This is a genomic window from Neobacillus camarae (assembly GCF_054950115.1).
Map to the genome: position 1 here is coordinate 1,130,320 of NZ_JBUCKX010000002.1, position 16,959 is coordinate 1,147,278.

The 16,959-nt window shown below is 39.1% G+C and carries 14 protein-coding genes; 6 read left to right on the top strand and 8 right to left on the bottom strand.

Annotation, left to right across the window (positions count from 1 at the left end; translation table 11 throughout):
* Window positions 1-84 precede the first annotated feature (84 nt).
* Window positions 85-3,468, bottom strand: a complete 3,384-nt coding sequence (locus ACY8D0_RS13015) for a tubulin-like doman-containing protein (RefSeq protein ID WP_462410932.1) — start codon at window positions 3,466-3,468, stop codon at window positions 85-87.
* A 111-nt stretch (window positions 3,469-3,579) separates the two neighbouring features.
* Window positions 3,580-5,349, bottom strand: coding sequence for a vWA domain-containing protein (locus ACY8D0_RS13020; protein WP_462410933.1), 1,770 nt, complete (start codon window positions 5,347-5,349; stop codon window positions 3,580-3,582).
* Between the two features lie 230 nt (window positions 5,350-5,579).
* Here ACY8D0_RS13020 and ACY8D0_RS13025 point away from each other — a divergent pair, with 230 nt between their 5' ends.
* From ACY8D0_RS13025 to ACY8D0_RS13035, 3 genes are read left to right on the top strand one after another with little or no spacing between them, the layout of a single operon-like run.
* Window positions 5,580-5,729, top strand: coding sequence for a hypothetical protein (locus tag ACY8D0_RS13025; protein ID WP_462410934.1), 150 nt, complete (start codon window positions 5,580-5,582; stop codon window positions 5,727-5,729).
* Window positions 5,722-6,654 carry a hypothetical protein gene (locus ACY8D0_RS13030; RefSeq protein ID WP_462410935.1) on the top strand — a complete coding sequence of 311 codons (933 nt, stop codon included), beginning with the start codon at window positions 5,722-5,724 and terminating at the stop codon, window positions 6,652-6,654. Before ACY8D0_RS13025 ends, ACY8D0_RS13030 begins: the two co-directional genes overlap by 8 nt.
* A gap of 13 nt (window positions 6,655-6,667) precedes the next feature.
* The gene (locus ACY8D0_RS13035) at window positions 6,668-8,452 is read left to right on the top strand and encodes a hypothetical protein (protein WP_462410936.1); all 1,785 of its coding nucleotides are present in this window, start codon (window positions 6,668-6,670) and stop codon (window positions 8,450-8,452) included.
* 29 nt (window positions 8,453-8,481) lie between these two features.
* Here ACY8D0_RS13035 and ACY8D0_RS13040 read toward each other — a convergent pair whose 3' ends face one another.
* Window positions 8,482-8,781, bottom strand: a complete 300-nt coding sequence (locus ACY8D0_RS13040) for a hypothetical protein (RefSeq protein ID WP_462410937.1) — start codon at window positions 8,779-8,781, stop codon at window positions 8,482-8,484.
* Between the two features lie 400 nt (window positions 8,782-9,181).
* Between ACY8D0_RS13040 and ACY8D0_RS13045 the strand changes: the two genes are divergently transcribed.
* On the top strand, window positions 9,182-10,093 hold the full coding sequence (locus ACY8D0_RS13045; RefSeq protein ID WP_462410938.1) for a CPBP family intramembrane glutamic endopeptidase: 912 nt from the start codon (window positions 9,182-9,184) through the stop codon (window positions 10,091-10,093).
* 43 nt (window positions 10,094-10,136) lie between these two features.
* On the opposite strand, the gene ACY8D0_RS13050 is transcribed toward ACY8D0_RS13045, so the two are convergent.
* Window positions 10,137-10,757: a hypothetical protein gene (locus tag ACY8D0_RS13050; protein ID WP_462410939.1), complete on the bottom strand. Its 621-nt coding sequence runs from the start codon at window positions 10,755-10,757 to the stop codon at window positions 10,137-10,139.
* A gap of 319 nt (window positions 10,758-11,076) precedes the next feature.
* The gene (locus ACY8D0_RS13055) at window positions 11,077-11,205 is read right to left on the bottom strand and encodes a hypothetical protein (RefSeq protein ID WP_462410940.1); all 129 of its coding nucleotides are present in this window, start codon (window positions 11,203-11,205) and stop codon (window positions 11,077-11,079) included.
* A gap of 419 nt (window positions 11,206-11,624) precedes the next feature.
* Here ACY8D0_RS13055 and galU point away from each other — a divergent pair, with 419 nt between their 5' ends.
* Window positions 11,625-12,497, top strand: a complete 873-nt coding sequence (galU, locus tag ACY8D0_RS13060; protein ID WP_462410941.1) for a UTP--glucose-1-phosphate uridylyltransferase GalU — start codon at window positions 11,625-11,627, stop codon at window positions 12,495-12,497.
* Window positions 12,498-12,547: 50 nt separating this feature from the next.
* Here the strand turns inward: galU and ACY8D0_RS13065 are convergent, their stop codons facing one another.
* Window positions 12,548-13,534 carry an LCP family glycopolymer transferase gene (locus tag ACY8D0_RS13065; RefSeq protein WP_462410942.1) on the bottom strand — a complete coding sequence of 329 codons (987 nt, stop codon included), beginning with the start codon at window positions 13,532-13,534 and terminating at the stop codon, window positions 12,548-12,550.
* A gap of 281 nt (window positions 13,535-13,815) precedes the next feature.
* On the opposite strand from ACY8D0_RS13065, the gene ACY8D0_RS13070 reads away from it, so the two are divergent.
* A complete protein-coding gene (locus ACY8D0_RS13070) occupies window positions 13,816-14,733 on the top strand; it encodes a glycosyltransferase family 2 protein (RefSeq protein ID WP_462410943.1) in 918 nt (305 codons plus the stop codon).
* A 48-nt stretch (window positions 14,734-14,781) separates the two neighbouring features.
* On the opposite strand, the gene ACY8D0_RS13075 is transcribed toward ACY8D0_RS13070, so the two are convergent.
* Together ACY8D0_RS13075 and ACY8D0_RS13080 are read right to left on the bottom strand one after the other, a co-directional pair.
* Window positions 14,782-15,672: a glycosyltransferase family 2 protein gene (locus ACY8D0_RS13075; protein ID WP_462410944.1), complete on the bottom strand. Its 891-nt coding sequence runs from the start codon at window positions 15,670-15,672 to the stop codon at window positions 14,782-14,784.
* Window positions 15,659-16,954 carry a flippase gene (locus tag ACY8D0_RS13080; RefSeq protein ID WP_462410945.1) on the bottom strand — a complete coding sequence of 432 codons (1,296 nt, stop codon included), beginning with the start codon at window positions 16,952-16,954 and terminating at the stop codon, window positions 15,659-15,661. Before ACY8D0_RS13080 ends, ACY8D0_RS13075 begins: the two co-directional genes overlap by 14 nt.
* Window positions 16,955-16,959: the final 5 nt, after the last annotated feature.

Consider the following 16,959-nt stretch of genomic DNA (forward strand, 5'->3'; position numbering starts at 1 on the left):
CCCCATAGAGAAACAATTCCCGATAAAAAATAGGTATGATAGGCCACAGGCAATAATGCTTGTGGCCTAAATCATCCCGAAAAACTACGACTGTAACTGACGGAGCATGTCATTCACTTTAATCATGATTTCTTTATAGAAGCTGTAAAGCTCCTCGCCATTCATCAAATCCTGCCAGTCATAATCAAGGGCTTCTTTTTCCTTTGCATAAGTGACAGCCATTTCTTCAAGTGCAGCGACAAGCTCAGTTGCATTTTCTTGGGAAATCATTTCATTGCTTCGTTGGTCTGATTTCTTCTCAAGCTGGTCCATTTTCCTTGTCGGTAATGCTTTAAAAGCTTGATAAAGTTCAAAATCAACAAATTTGGAAGTCTTCATTAAATTGACTAGCGGCTCCCATGCATCTTCTTCAATTTCTTTATCGTACACGTATAAAGCGCCACGTTTGCGAATCGTTTTGGTATACACAGCTTGGATAAATTTGTTGATTGATGCTTCTTTTTCATTTTGAGCAGCAATAAATTGTTCAATCTCTGTCATTTTTTCTTGTATTAAGCTATACTTTCTTACTTCTTGCTTCACTTTTTCAATCAGCTTGGGAGAGCGGATAAAGTTTTCCTTGGCCATATCTACATTGGTGCTGCCAAAAATATCGATCATGCCATCTGGATTCATGCCGCCGTTAAACATTTCTTTCAGTTGGCGGTGAACTTGCTTCAGGTTTCCTAGGCTTGCCTTGCTGATGTGTGTTGGATCAATTTCATACTGGGCGTACAGGTCAGCTATGCTGATTTCTTTTGTAAAATGGCATTCGAATCTTGCGCTCGTATTTTGGTCGGTATTTTTCTCGGCAATTACCTTGAACCCAATTGCTTGATCAAACATGGCGCGAACGCTGGCGTTGTATGCCAGGAGGCGCTCATTCCGGTAAGTGTCCCCCCATGACCTTTCAGGGATTGGGGAAGGGAGGTAAGCCCAGTTTTCCTTCTCGGTTTGCACGAGGTGACGGCCAATTCCTTCTTTTTCTAATATAGTTTTCTCATAGGTTTCTTCAAACTTTTGCAATGGTGAATAAGAATACAAAGGAATTCCGTTTTTCGTATTTAACCAGAAAATACGGTTCTTCAGTTCACTTTGCTTAACAGTGAAATTAGAGAAGGAACTCTTTTGATAATTTTTGACCCCTGCGTAAATATTTGGCGCCTTTACAGGGAGGGAAACAAATCCCCACTCTGGGAAATGAAGCGATCCATGGCTGTCTCTCAGGTGGAATACAGGCAGCGCATCCTTATCAAGGCGTGCGGCAATTCTTTCTTCAATAATCCGGTCGATTGGCTGATCGTCGCCGTATTTGATCCGTAAAAAGTCTTCCATGGATTTGGTGATTAATTCACCGAACTGGTCGCTTAGGAACTCTGAAACAGTGCCGATGATATCGATATCAGTTTCATTGACCCAATATGCAGACTTCTCAAGGAGCATTTCTGACCAGTGCTGGATTAATAGTTCTCCGTCTTTCGAGTTAAACATATTCTGGATTTCACGGGCGACATCTGGAACACTGACGACCTGCCAGTAGTAGGTCGCATTATTGTCATGTCTAACTTCTTCGCCATTGACCAAAATATTGGCGTTCTTTTGGAAAATATTTTTCAGCGCATCCAGGATTTCTTTATAAACTTCATAAATCTTGTTATTTTGGCTGTTGATTTGCTGGGACAGGTCTTCATAAAATTCAATCATTTCTTCGATTCGTTCTTTTTCTGCCCGTGCATAATATTCATTTAACTTAGCTTCAATATAGGCGTTCTTTTTCCTATCTTTTGAAATGAAGGCACTTCGGGCATCTTCAAGCTTATTGAAAGCATACTCCTGTTCCGATTGGATCGCTTTCGGCAGGCGCTCTAACCGGTCGCGCAAACCATCAATATATACTTGGATGGTTGTTAATAAACAAAAACTATCTTTGGAGTAAATCAGGCGTGATGCATAGATTGGCCCTTTTTTGGGATTTAAGAACATTCTTTCCACTTGGCGGCGGAACTCTTCCATAATTTCACCAGGAAGCTGCCGTTTGTATTTGCGATATTGTTCCTTTGCCTTAAGTAAGTACTCTCTCGATAATTCTTCATCTAAGTTGGTTACAGATGTTTTAATCACATTGTTGTAGGAGAAACGCTCACTATTTTCATAGCCGGAAAGTGCTTCTGGGACACGCTCGTTAAATCGTTGGTGAAGCGAATCCGGATCAATCCGAAGTTTTTCCGCAAATTGATCGACGTCTGTTTGGTCCGGATTGGATTCAAACATGCTATTCATTTTTTCAAACAGTTTGTATCCTACGTATGTGGTCATTTCTTCAACAGGAATTTCGGCAGTAGCAGCACCAATAACGTTGTAAAGGTAGTTAGCTGCATATGGTTTATGCATTCCTGCAATATTAGCGTGGATATTACTAATATAGTCATGAATCGCAAACTCGTCAGAGAATTTATCTTCACTGGCCATGAAGTTCGTGATGTTTTCTGCCGTAACGTTCATACAGTAATCGTAGGCATTCTCAAGCCATTTTCCATCCAGGTTGGTTCCTGAGATGAGGTGGCAAAGGTTAAATGGCGGCAATTGCGAGTTAACCGTAAGCATATTGCCGTATTTCTGAATCCATCGTTCATTTCTTTCCTCTGTATTCATCCAATAGTCGAGCTCTTTTAAGGCTGCATAGCCATTTTTTTCAATATATTCGGCCGTATGGTAACTGATCCCTTTCTTGGACAAGTTCACGTCTGGGGTGAAGAGGTAGCCAAGGATGTTTAGGCGGTCAGAACCGGCAGATCCATATTTTTTAGTCATAATGCCTCTAACGATGTAGGCGATATCAAGGAAACAACCGCTTCCTGTTCCGCCAGAAAGGCCAGTGAGAATGAAGACATATAGACGCTTGCCTGTTCCTTCGAGCACGGCATTAATTTTCGTGTCAATGGTTTGGACGACTTGATTAATTTTGGTGAACATCAGCAGTCGGCCTGCCTGACGGATACCGGATGCTCCGCTGATTCCATCGGTGATCGACAATTCCGGTGATAACCATTCCTTGATATAAGGCTCCATCGTGCTGCGGTTGGACAGCACGCTGCCGATTTCCGGGTTAGACAGAAGAACGTATTCTTTAATAGGATCTAGTCCAATTCCCTTGTATTTTTTGTTCTTGTCTTGTTCATTGGTTTCAAAAGCTAAAAACTCAATGTTATTTGGCTTTTCCTTTTTCTTTTTGGAAAGAGGGTCTTCTGGTAATTTAAACCGGCGGTTGACTTGATATTTGAGTCTTAATAACGCATCAATCCCCGTACCGCCAAGTCCAATTACAAGCATCGGATTGTCAATTGTATCAACACGGATTTTCTCTGAAATAATTCCTCCGCCCATGGAAACATCTAACTGTTGGATATGTTCTTTTACACTTGCTCTCATGCCACTATTCCTCCTTGGCTGCCATTCCTATATATATGGACGATTAAATTTCATGTAAAGCTTCAATATTTTGTCAGGCCCATTTTGATGGACCTGACAAGTTGTGGCTGCTTAACTGATATATTCAATATAAACGGATTTATTCACCTGTTTTAAGACAATTCTCAGGCGGTCATTCCGTTTAATGACCTGGCCTTTCTTTGCATCAATGGCCCTGCCGCTTTTTTCAATCGTACAGTTTGATTGATTGATGATCAGCAATGAGTCACCGGCAGCCGGTTTAAAGACAATTTGGTTAGTCTCGGCAAATTCCGGATTCAGCCCAAGCAGCTGATGAAGCTGGAACTTTCCTTTAAACCCTTTTAATTTTCTATATTGCGGATTGGAACGTTCTCCGGTATCTTCATCCTTTATTTCTACCACCATTTGGCCGCTGAAACCGCGATTGTTCTCTTTCCATTTTTTAAACAGGAAGTAGAGCAAGACACCGATTACTAGGACACCCAAGACGATGAGAGCGGCTGTTAACCATGGGAACGGTTTGTCTTCATCTGTAGAAGAATTTGTTGCAGGTGCAGCTGCCTTTTTTTGCACCGTAATTTTTTGCGGTGCCGTTTCACGGAAGAAACTGTTATCCTCTGCTTTTACCGATACTTCATAACTGCTAGAATTCCCCAATTTAAACTGGCCGGTAAAGCCTTTATCATCAGCTGATAGGCTGACTTCTTCTGTTTTTCCATTGTCCAGATCCTTCACTAAAACTGTAGATTTCATCGATTTATAAATCGAAGTATCTGCCACGGGTGTGCCGTTATCTTCAAAATAGGCATTGATTTTCACCGTGTCTCCGGACTTGTAAGTTTTCTTAGAAAGCGGGTCCATCTTTAGCTGCAAATCATAGTTGAAGATTAGATTGATATCAATTTTATCCTGTGGAACTCCTTTGACTTTAAGCGTCCAATCCCCTTGGACCGGCTTGGTTAGCTTCACCATCGAATAAGTCCGTGATTGGGTCATTAGGGCCTGGTCAGAAGGGATAGGGACTTCTTTGCCAGCTGGGTCCACTAGCTTCACTTCTACCGGCTGGTTGGAAATCATGGAAATGTTGGCTTCTAAGACATTTTCATTCGGAACATTAATTTTTACATCTTGGAAATCGCCATTTGCCACCAGCTCAGTCACTGGAACGATTTTTAATTTGAGGTGATTGGCAAAAATTTCACTGAGAATATCCGGCAGCTGGTCTGCTGAATTGGCTTCAAAGAATTTTCCGTTCGTGCTGGAAGCCACATTCGAGAGAACATCTTTATTGAGCTTGCCATTGGCGTTTAAGCCAATTGTGTAAATCGGATATCCTTTTGCTTTCGCATCGGCAACGGCTTGATTTAAATCATTATTTGCCTGTTCAAGTGTTCTGGATCCTTTTGGGTCCAGTTCGTTATTCCCATCCGCCAAAAGAACAATCAGCGGATAATAGCCTTGTTCATGGCTGGAGTCGAGCACCTTAACGGCTTCTTTTACCCCGGCCGATAAATCAGTATAAGTATATTTGTCGACAGAATCGATGAAGTCTTTTAGGTCTTTTTTGTCTTGGTCCGATTTAATGGTAACCAGCGCCTTTTCGCGCATGACTTTATCGGCATAGGCAATGGCGCCAATTTTATCGCCTTTTAAGGAGGCCATGTCGACAAACATCTTCATCGCTTCACTGCTAATATTATTGGGATCACTGCTCTTCATCGAATTACTGACATCCACTACCAGCATTCCCTCAATTCGGGAGCTGGAATTTGTCGGGCTGGCCGCTAGTGAATTTAGCAAACTGAAATGCCAAAGAAGAATAGTGATGACAATAAAACTACTAAACCATTTTTTTAACATCTGTGAACCCCTCACTATAAGCAGTTTTCCTGAAAATTCGATTCATCACTACAAAAATTGCATGATACTACTATTTTACCACCGTTACCAGTAGATTCCCAAACAATTCTCGCCTAGAAATATTATAATAGTACTATTATAATATAAGGTAATGTATTTTTTGGTAAAATATTGGGATGCTTTGCAGAAAAATGTCCCAGTCCCATAAAAAAGCAAAAGGGGAAGTATATATGTATAACATTGGCTTTACTAGTCTTCTAGTGATTATCCTTTTTTGGAAAGCTTATAAATTGATAAAAAATAAACGAAACAGCGGCAATTTTCAAGAAATCGATGAGGAATTGATCATCATGCTTAATGAGGGTGAAGCTAATGGCTAAACAGGCCGTACAACTAACGAAGAAGAAACGGACGAAGTTCCGCTTTCAAAAGCTGAAAATGTGCAAAAAATGCAACCGATACTCTGTACTAAAAGATGATCACTGCCCCAAATGCGGTGCTGCCTTTGTCGAATTGGATAGTTTAGTAAAAACCATTGTGAAAAATAGATTATTAAATGAAGCAAGTCTAATCTTAATCCTGGTTTGTATCGGAATTGTCGCTGCTCCTACTGTAAAAGCCTTGTACTATTCCTTATTTGCCGGGTTAGTTTTTTGTTTAATTTATGTGGTACTAACCGTTTTCTACTTTAAGTCTGAACACTTCATTCAACTCAAGAAATTGCTCCGAAGCGACCTTCCAAAAATCAAGTCTGGCATTCAATATGATACGGTGTTGGCTGAGGAAGACGCCAGGGAAAACTTGCTTGCACCATCATATGAAAAGTATCGGGAAATAGGCGGCTTTATCTCGAACGATGAAGTGAAAAAGCGGCAAGTCAGGGTGTTAAACCAAATTATCTTGCGCAGTGACATGGAACTGGAGATTGAAGGGCTTGTTCCTTTATCCTATGATGCTGATTTTGTAACCTACACGTTAGAGGCCATCAAGATCAATCGCAGCTTAGTGACCAAAAGATGTATTGGGTATTTTGTTCAGTATAAGGAAGAAGTCATCAGGGATTTTGGCATGGATTCCCTTATTGCGGTGGCAGGAACAGCAATGAGAATGAAGCTATATATTCTCGAGTTTTCCGATTTTATTGAAGAATTCCTTGAGTACTTCCCAAAAGAACGGGTATTAAGGCTTTGTAACATTATCTATGCCAACCCTGATATCAATTGGGGAGCCCTTGGTGAAAAAACAAAAAGCTTAGTGACTGTGAAATATAATTACGATCCCGATTTTAAGCGGTTTGTTTCGTAGAAAGGACTAACATATGTTCAAACTTACCGTATATAAAAAAGTGAATTTTTCACGAAACTTTATTCTCATTCTGCTCGCTGTTATGATGATTCTCGTTGGCGGTAAAATTATACTTGCTCATGAAAAGCTCACCCTTTTTGAAGAAGCCATGGGTCTTTTCCAAAAAGGGGACTTAATTGCCGCGGAGAAAAAGTTCCGGGCTGCAAAGCTCAACGTTGCGGTTACCGACCATAACAAAGAAATTGATCAAAAGCTTTCTATTTTATCCCCAATTCGTGAGCAAATGGAAGACTGGGATGATAAAGCAGCAGATGAATTCGACGATGAAAATTTGGATGAATTGGTTGATGTGTATGAAAACTGGCAAAAAAATCGGGCAAAATGGATTGAAGCAAGCCCAGTGAAAAAAGACATGTACGAAGAAATGCTTGCTCTCACTGGAATCGATAAGGATTTGCAATTTTATTTTTCTAAAATAAAAAGTAAAGAGATAGCAAAATTACAAACTGGCAGCCTAAAGGATCAGGATGAAGAAGAAACCATCTACAACAAGCTAAATAAGATACCAGCAGCATACTATGGCAGCGAGTCGGCCAGAACAAACGAAATTCAAGATGCATTTTTAAAATATTATCAAGACCAAATGAACAAGATGATTGCAGCTGACGATTCATTAATTGAACTGGTCTCAGAAGCCAACCGTCAATTCGGAATGCTGTCCAATTTTTCGATTGACAGCGATTGGCTGGTATCGACACTTGATGAACATTTACTTAAGGTCCTGAAAACGTCTATGGACGCAAAGGACTATGCGGCCTTTGCTGAGCAGGCGAACTCCATTCAAAAGCTTTCGGCAAAGATGGACCAGTCGAATGTTATTGTCTATATTGAAAAAACGAAAAATGAGTTACTGGCAAATGCCAAGAAGTTGGCAGGTGCCAATAAGTATGAGGATGCGGTGAAAATTTATGAGGCTCTGAAACCGTTAGAGGATACTGAACAACTAGTTGCGGAAACCAATCTTGCTTGGGACCGATATGAACCAATTCGTGTCCTGCAGCGATTATATCCCGACAAGCAATTTCCTCAGTTTGTCAATGCTAGAAACAAATGGGGGACAGATAGTGCAGTGGCGGCAATAGATGCTGAGGGAGGCATTTATTTTGGAAAACTGATTGGCGACCAGGATATGACAGTAACGAAAGGGACACTTTTAAGTGGTACAACCGTAAATAAGCTTGAACTGAAGAGTAGCTTTAACGGATCCGATATACCGATGATTTTTGTCGATGCCAAATCCACCTCGCGCAAGCATCAATACCTGGCATATGAGATTCAAAGCAGTACAATGACGGAAATTCTTAATGTTCACGCAGACAATCTTACAGTCGAACCGGATGGGGCGCTCTTAGTGGACAACCCTGTAGGTCAAGGGGAAGGCGAGTTGTCTTACTACGAACCAGACTACTATGGGAAATACAGCTTCTCGAAAATTAAAGTAGATTATACAGATATCAATGTGCAGGATATTACCCAGTATCAAGGACAAAAGGTACGGTTTCCCGCCAATATCGCAGCCAACTCCAGTAAAGGGCCGCTAGTAAGGATTAGCCAGACCTATAATTATTCTACTTATCGATATGATACGAGCTATTTACTCCTTAAAGGTGCTTCACAGGTAAACAGCTACTATAGCTCTTATTATATTGGTACGTTTAATAGCTATGACACCATCACACTGGATACCGGTGAAACCGTACAGGTACCGGTTTTCCAAGTGGAAAAAGTCGATAACTAACGAAACAGGCTGACTCGGGTCAGCCTGTTTTAGTTGTTTTTTGAGAGTGGTATAAATCGGTTGAATATTCCCACTGCGGTCACCTTTCCCATGCCCACATCGGAAAAATCTGTTCTATAAACCGTAAATAAATAGTAATCTTTCTGTGTGGTACCCGTATCAAAAATCGTTTTTCCGGCAACGGAAAGGAAGCCTTTTTCAATAATGTTCGAAGATTGTTCCATCGTTTGCTGGTTCACCCACTCGACATACTCGGAGCGTTTCGGATTAGTAGCTAATAAAACAGCCACAATGGCGATGACAAGAATAATTGATAAAAAACGTCTCATCTCTCTAACCCCTATTCTATAAAATCAATCACAAGGAAGTTGATACCTCTAGCTTGTACATCATATGTCCTGTTTTCCCTGAAAATGACAAAGATATACGCTTTGGTCAGGAGTTTCCTGATTATATGGTTGGATGATAGAAGTGGTCTTTGGAATATTTCTAATGATATTTACCAAGTGATATGCTAAATTATTACTATTACAATCTATTGAAAGTGGACTTCCATTACGGAGGATTCTTCATAAAGGGGTTGCGGTATGTCAAGAAAATGGAAGTGGATCATTGCCTGTTTCTTATTCTTGGTTTTATTCAATGGACTTGGGATTTTGGCTGTTCATCTGTTGGCCGGATAAGGGGCAGTGCTGCGTAAACCCATCTTAATTACAGGGAGAGGCGTTCATGACTACAAATTTAACTGAACCGATATCGAAAAAAATGTTAGTGGCCATCCTGATGGTGACGTTCGGGGCAGAGATCCTTCTCTACCTAAACCGTTATAGCTATTTGGCCAGTACCTTATATGACGCTGTGATGGTTTCGTCGTTTTTTGTCGGTTTAAAACTGCATCGCCGCCTTCAGCCCCAGGAGGCAAGCCCCAAGCCAAAAAGGAAACTCATGCTCCAATTCACTGGTGCTTTTTTAATATTTTTCTTGGGCAGCTATGTTGTCAATATATACTCCAGTTATAGCTTTGATGATTTCAGCACGGACTATGACCAATATGTTCAGGACTATACGGTGGCGCAAACATCCGCAAACTACGAAGCGGGCACAGAAGTAGACTCTAGCCCGCTTTGGACGTTTGCCGATCAAGTCGATACCCTTGGGGCAGACATCTACACGGATATGCTAGCCGGGCTGGAAGAGGTTTGGCGGCTTGCTTATATGATCCTAATTCTTATGGTTTGCAAAAAAATCTTTTCCCGCCGTTGGAAGAGGGGATCACGGGATATTTTTCTCATGCTTGCCCTGTTTCTGACTTCCATTTTATTTGGAGTGGATCATACGTTAGACACGGCCGAGCCATGGCCCGTGAAAATCGGTGCGATTGTGACCTTCGCCGATATGGGTTTGGTGTTTGGAGTCATCTTGTTGTGGACACGTAATTTGTGGGTGGTGGTACTGGTCCATTCGTTTTATGACATCACGGCCACGTTATCGTGGTATTACTTCTATTATGCCGTTGAAGTATTTGCATTGGGTGTTTTCATTTTGCACATCATTCTGTGGAGTTTGGAAAAATCGGCACAAAAACGTTTAAAACAGCAGCAGGAAATAACGGAAGCCATTGCCGTCACCAATGAGCAATGAAAAGAGGCTGCCTCTGGCTGCAGCCTCTTTCCTATGTGGTATTTTAATAATGGTTTATATTATATTCAAAAGGTTTCTGGTTAATCCAATATTGGATGGAACCATCTTCGCGTATTTGATATTCAATATCTTGTTTATCAAATGCTCTTATAAGGCTATCAAGGGCTAACTCCTGTTTCACTTCCAGCTCGATTTGGTATCGATTGAGTGAATGGTGGTCAAGGGGACTCGATACAGCAAGGTGGGATAGGATCGTGTACCGATGCTCCATCATAACAAGAAAATCCTGATGATGCTCTTTAAAACCAGCAGGAGCTGAAAGGTCATTGGCCTTGTCCCACAACTTTTGCTGCGCATTTATTGCCTGCTGAGGATCCGATGTGATTTTGCTGGTAACGTCTGCTAATAGACTGGCGCTTTTTTGGTTGAGTTCCAGCTCTTTGGATAAATAGTTTTGAATGCTTTGAGTGGATGGTACAGCCATATTCACAGCAAAATAACATAAAATGAAACCTATAGCTAGGAGTCCGATTAAGATAAACGGCCATTTAGATATGGGCTGTACGAAAACTGGAGAAACGGTTACTGTTTCATCATGAAGTATTCCGTTTACCTTCAGTTCTTCCAGTTCCTGCTTCACCTTTTGTTGGGCTTGCGTCAACATGATTTCTTCTCCGTTTCATTCGTGAGGACTGTTCTTTTCTATATCTCATTTTATAATACTAATGTACCATATAAAGGGGTAATTTTGTAAAAAAGCAGCGTATTTTGTAATAAAACCCGAGCAATTTATATAACGGGATTATGCTGGATACTCTTATTGCGGGTAAATAACAGTGAAAAGGGTGTCCCAAATGTCGGGGGACACCCTTTCGTGGTTTTAAATGGATATCCAATCTTGTTTTCCTGGAATCCACGCCCAGTTCCTAAGGTTACACGATTAAAGCTCCTGTTTAAGTGTTCATTGGTAAAAAAAGAATGTGCTAGGAGAATAAACGTTTACGGGGCCGGCTTCCTACTTTAATATAAGTATAGCCATCATTGTCGCGGAAGAATTTAATGCCAATGAACTTCAAAGGAGTGGAAATCTCTTTCATATGTAATAAGGGCAAACTCCCAACCTCCTAATAATTTACTCGTTGTTTCTATCATATAATGAGTGGAAATGTTAGGAAACCAATAGAGTTCGATAAATTCCGACGAGATTCGTGATAATCAGTATGTAGAATCATAAAATTTCCCGAGAAATACAATATTTTGACACTGTGTATGCTATAAACTTAAGTGGGAGTAAAACCCACTAGGGCTCAGCTGCAACTTTATGTGGTTAGGCAAAAAGTGCTAGTAAGGATGTCACGTGGAATGGGCAGGTCTATCACTGCTGCGAACGTTTTTTCATTGCCCTTTTCTTTAATTTAAATTTCAAATTTATAACAAAATATAATATAGTTAAATTAGACGTTAAAAGATATGGTAATGACCATATTAAGAATAATTGGGCTTTTTTAAGTAGTATGAGGAGGAAGATTTAATGAAAAAGGTAAGAAAAGCCATAATACCTGCAGCTGGACTAGGGACACGCTTCTTGCCGGCCACAAAAGCCATGCCAAAAGAAATGCTGCCGATTGTGGATAAGCCAACTATCCAATATATAGTGGAAGAGGCTGTAGAATCGGGCATAGAAGATATAATTATTGTCACGGGTAAAGGAAAAAGGGCCATTGAGGACCATTTCGACTTTGCTTATGAACTGGAACAAAACCTATTAAGTAAGAAGAAATATGATCTGTTGGAAAAGGTTCAGGAGCCGTCAAAAATGGCCGATATTCATTATATTAGACAAAAGGAACCAAAAGGCCTGGGACATGCAGTTTGGTGTGCAAGGAACTTTATTGGCAATGAACCCTTTGCTGTTTTACTCGGCGACGATATTGTCCAGGCTGAAACTCCATGCTTAAAACAGCTAATTGATGTGTATGACAAAACTCATTCGTCTGTTATTGGTGTAAAGAGAGTTCCGGATGAAGAAACGAATAGATATGGAATAATCGATCCAATTGAGCAGCACGGCCGGTCTTATCAAGTCCGCAATTTTGTAGAGAAACCACAGTTAGGAACAGCTCCATCAAATTTAGCGATTATCGGAAGATACGTTTTTACTCCAGAAATTTTTATGTTTTTAGATAAGCAGCAAATTGGTGCAGGTGGAGAGATTCAGTTAACCGATGCCATCCAAAACTTAAACCAAATTCAACGTGTATTTGCTTATGAATTTGAGGGCAAAAGATATGATGTTGGCGAAAAGCTAGGTTTCATTGAAACGACTATAGAATTCGCTCTTCAAAATGAAGAAATAAGGGACGAATTATTAAAATTCATGGCGAGTCAATTAGAGTTAAATTAATAAACTGTAAAAACCCCCTTCTTATAAAAGCTGAAGGGGGTCTTTGTCATTTAATTAGTACTTGCGACGGTTTCTTGTTGTAAATTAAGGTGTGCCCGCAATTGGTCAGAAATGTTTTGCCGTGTTTCATCTGCCACAAGATAATACCAACTGCCATTAATCATTTTACCAACACCCGATATTTCCATTTTTTCAATGGTATCAGCTGCTTGTTTATACGAGGATTGAATATCAAGCATCTCATCCAGCGTTAAATTAGTTTTTACATTGTTCTCAAGTGCTTCGAGAATATCGTTATATTTCGTAAGGGTTGAAAAAGATTTACCTTTCTCAATAATTTTTGAAATGACTTCACGTTGTCTTTCCGCACGGCCAAAGTCACCTCTTGGATCGGCTTTTCTCATTCGGGCATATTGAAGAGCCTGCGTTCCATTTAAATGCTGTGGACCCTTTTTTAAAGTAACTCCATCTAACTCGAAGGCATATTGGTTATTGACATCAATACCGCCAACTGCATCGACAATATCCTTAAAACCTTGCATGTTGACTATTACATAATAATCTACGGGTACATTTAAAAAATTTTCCACTGTATCAATTGTTTCTTCTATTCCACCGTAGGCGTACCCTGCATTTATTTTATCAATATGGTTCTTTTTAGGGTTGTTCTTGTTAATTAGTTCGGTCCGTGTATCCCGGGGAATACTTAATATTTTAGTAGACTTAAGCTCGGGATTCACCGTAATAACTAGCATGGAGTCGGTCCGGCCTTTATCGCCATTACGTTCATCTACACCGACTAAAAGAACAGAGAACGGGGTCTTTTCCTCCACTTCCACCTTAGTTTCCCGTTTTTCCGATACTTCCCTTGAAATCGGCTGGTTCATTTTATCGACCGCGCTAGCAACATTAGAATAGACATTGTAGAAATAAATGCCACCGCCAATTATCAAAAACAACACTAAAAATGTATTGTACTTCAGCCATTTTTTCTTTTTCCTTTTGCTGGATTTTCTATCTGTTCTTGTTGTATTCATCCTCATTTACCGCCTCTTTATTTATGGATATGCTAATACCTTCCTTCAATAGGTTCCAAAAGGAATTAAAGGGAAATCTTTTTTACATAATATAGACGGAGAAATAGGTCGATGGTTACACAAACTTTTATTAAGAAGAATTATTTATAAAAGTTGAAGGGCGCTTTTACAAATGAAATACCGTTGGGTTCTCTTTTTATTTATTATGAATGTCAAAAAATTTATAGTAATATTAGTATCATAATGGTCAAAATGCTTTATAAACGATAGGAGTATATCTAGTGAAAAAAGTACAAATATTATTGTCTACCTATAACGGCCAAAAATTTATAGCTCAGCAGTTGGATAGTCTTTTGCAGCAGGAATATAAAAATATAGAGATTTTGGTTCGCGATGATGGTTCAAAAGATAATACTGTGGATATTTTAGAGTCATATGCAGCAAAATATCCCGCCATTAAGGTCATAAAGGGTAAGAACATAGGGGTTATTTCCAGTTTTTTTGAACTGGCTTTGAATGCATCTGAGTCTGCAGAATACTTTGCGTTTTGTGATCAGGATGATTTTTGGAAACCTCAGAAAGTATCACGAGCTGTGGACTTATTGGAGAAGGAAGAAGTCAACATTCCATTACTGTATTTTTCCCGTTTGGATATAGTAAATGGAGAACTTCAGTTTTTAAAACATTCCCAAATACCGCCGAGAGGCTATAGTTTTGAAAATGCCCTGATTCAAAATATTGCCACAGGATGTACGATTGTCTTTAATAATGCCATGCTTCAATTATTCAAAAAGAATGTACCGGCTGTGGACAGGGTAACGATGCATGATGCCTGGTTTTACTTATTGGCTGCCGCATTTGGAAAAATCGTATATGATCAAGAATCGCATCTTCTATATCGTCAACATTCCTCCAATGCATTGGGAATGGCAGACAATAAAATCAAAAGTGCTATTGTCCGTTACAAGGCTTTTCAGAAAACCGGCAAGGAAAAGCCTTTTACTAAGCAGGCAGAAGAATTCTATAGGCTTTATAAAAATGAACTATCGGATCATCAAAGGGAATTAATTGAGGACTTTTTATATAAAAGGGACTCTTTTTTGAAACGGATAATTTATAGCTTGAATACACCACTGTTCAGACAGAATAAAAGGGACACGGTGATTTTTAAACTCCTGTATTCGTTAAATAGCTATTAACAGAAAAAACGCAAAGGTTCATAAAGAATCTTTGCGTTTTTCTAGTGATTAGAGTTTACGGGCACCTTTTTTTCCTAAAAAGGCGTCAAATAACCCCTTGAACATACTAGCTAACTTTTTAGGACGATCCTTCTCAAAAAGCAGGATAATAATAAATTCCTTAGCTGTTGCGATAAAGTCTTCTTTTATCCATTCTTTTTCAGTTCGGAAGTACTTCTTATAGGTATATATACGGTTTCTGGTCATGTAATATCGGCGGATATAATTATGATTTGTAGCCATTACAGTTGATCCGAGAAATTTATGCTGATTCGTATTCCCAAGATTATGAACCATAGATACTTGTGGAGACATGTATATTTTGTATCCATGACTGCGGGCACGTAGGCAAAATTCATGATCAAGAAAATCGATAAAAAAGTCTTCTTTGAAAAGGCTTATTCTGTTAAAAATTTCCTTTTTCATTAAACTGCCTGAAGTAATTACCGTTATTCTCTCTTGTAATTGTTTGGACTCATGGATTGGGGAAACTTCTTGGTTTAATTTCTTTTCCACCCAATTTGGTGCAAGAATCGCTACTTCTTCTTTATGTTCATGGGCTTTATATGAGGCCAGTATTTTTGAAAAATAATCTCCGGTTATCTTACTGTCTTGGTCAAAGGTAGCAATCCACTCCACCTGGTTCATCTCGGATGAATGTAAAATATATTTTATGCCTTGGTTTAAAGCATAACCAAGGCCCATATTATTCTGATTATAAAAGATGACTGTGTTTTCGTCTTGCTCCAATTGTTTTAAAAAAGCCTTTGTATGATTGGAAGAACCGTTATCGATAATTACTAGCCGCTTGCATGATTGGCTGATCGATCTTACATTTTCAATAACATCTTCTTCTGGATTGTAAGTAACAATAATCGATGCAACATTATTTTCTATCATTAGAAAGTTCCTTTCTCACCTTAATTTGCCCTTTCAATTTCCATACATGTATTCCTTTCTTCCACAAAAAGATGGCCATTAATAGCGTTGCAAAGCCTTCAGTAAGAATCGCGTTCCAGGATGTGCCGACTTCTTTAAAATTAGGAATCAGGATGAACATTAATATAACGCTTAGTATACTTGCCAAGATGTAAATCCTGGATAACTGCTTTTTATAATCAAAATTAATCATCGTCAGAATGCCAAATACATTTGCCCATCCAAGAATTAATGGGAGCCCCGCTAAAATACGAAGCAGAGGGATGATCGATTTATACTCAGACCCTAAAGCAATGTTGACTATTTCTTCTGCAAAGATGGCGACAAAAAGGGATAATGCTCCCATTGATAGGGTAATCAAAACAAAAATTTTACTGATTATGTTTACTGCAGCTTGTCTGGATTCCTGCAACGCTCTGCTTAAGAACGGATAAACCGTTTGTATCAGCGGTGAAATGACACTAGAAATGGCCTTTACAACTTTTTCTGCACTTGAATAATAACCAACCACTGTATTGCTTGCAAAAAAGCCTAGAATAAATGTATTGCTGGTTGTGTATAAACTCGTGACAAGATTTGAGACAAAGATGTCCCATCCCTCTTTTAGTTGAAGGACAATATCAGTTTTTGTCGGTTTATATAATGGTATTTTATATTGAAAAATTACAATGTATAGCCCGATCACACCTATTGCAATATAACCAAGTGAATTTAATACAGGAACAATTAAAAATTGCTCTTTTCCTTTAACAAAAACAAATATTCCAATGGTAAAGATTAACTTTGAAACAATATTTAAAATGGAAATAACCTTCATTTGCTCAATACCCTGAAAAAACCAAACCGGGAATAAGACATTTCCGATGACCATTCCAAAGGTAAGCAGATAAATAGTACTGTTATGTTGAAATTTCGGGACAAACATCACTAAAACAATTAATATAACCAGACTGATTACAAGCAATAAAATTCTAACCAGCATCACAGATGAAAAGATTACGGATAGTTGCTTTTTATTATCACGATTCAAAGAAATTTCTTTGGTAGCAATTAAATTGAACCCGTAATCGGTAAAGAGTATAAAATATTGAATCAGAGCCTGGGCAAAACTTATAATCCCGTACTTGCTCGGACCTAAGACTTGAAGTAAATACGGTAAGGTTATTAATGGAAGTATAAAGTTTAAACCCTGCATGCTCGCTAAAGAAAGAAAGTTAGTAAATAACCGTTTTTTATTAGACATGTACT

Coding starts and splice junctions, on each gene's coding strand:
- ACY8D0_RS13065 (WP_462410942.1), bottom strand. CDS start 13,534: ATGAATACAACAAGAACAGATAGAAAATCCAGCAAAAGGAAAAAGAAA.
- ACY8D0_RS13015 (WP_462410932.1), bottom strand. CDS start 3,468: ATGAGAGCAAGTGTAAAAGAACATATCCAACAGTTAGATGTTTCCATG.
- ACY8D0_RS13080 (WP_462410945.1), bottom strand. CDS start 16,954: ATGTCTAATAAAAAACGGTTATTTACTAACTTTCTTTCTTTAGCGAGC.
- ACY8D0_RS13075 (WP_462410944.1), bottom strand. CDS start 15,672: ATGATAGAAAATAATGTTGCATCGATTATTGTTACTTACAATCCAGAA.
- ACY8D0_RS13030 (WP_462410935.1), top strand. CDS start 5,722: ATGGCTAAACAGGCCGTACAACTAACGAAGAAGAAACGGACGAAGTTC.
- ACY8D0_RS13025 (WP_462410934.1), top strand. CDS start 5,580: ATGTATAACATTGGCTTTACTAGTCTTCTAGTGATTATCCTTTTTTGG.
- ACY8D0_RS13035 (WP_462410936.1), top strand. CDS start 6,668: ATGTTCAAACTTACCGTATATAAAAAAGTGAATTTTTCACGAAACTTT.
- ACY8D0_RS13020 (WP_462410933.1), bottom strand. CDS start 5,349: ATGTTAAAAAAATGGTTTAGTAGTTTTATTGTCATCACTATTCTTCTT.
- ACY8D0_RS13045 (WP_462410938.1), top strand. CDS start 9,182: ATGACTACAAATTTAACTGAACCGATATCGAAAAAAATGTTAGTGGCC.
- ACY8D0_RS13050 (WP_462410939.1), bottom strand. CDS start 10,757: ATGTTGACGCAAGCCCAACAAAAGGTGAAGCAGGAACTGGAAGAACTG.
- galU (WP_462410941.1), top strand. CDS start 11,625: ATGAAAAAGGTAAGAAAAGCCATAATACCTGCAGCTGGACTAGGGACA.
- ACY8D0_RS13040 (WP_462410937.1), bottom strand. CDS start 8,781: ATGAGACGTTTTTTATCAATTATTCTTGTCATCGCCATTGTGGCTGTT.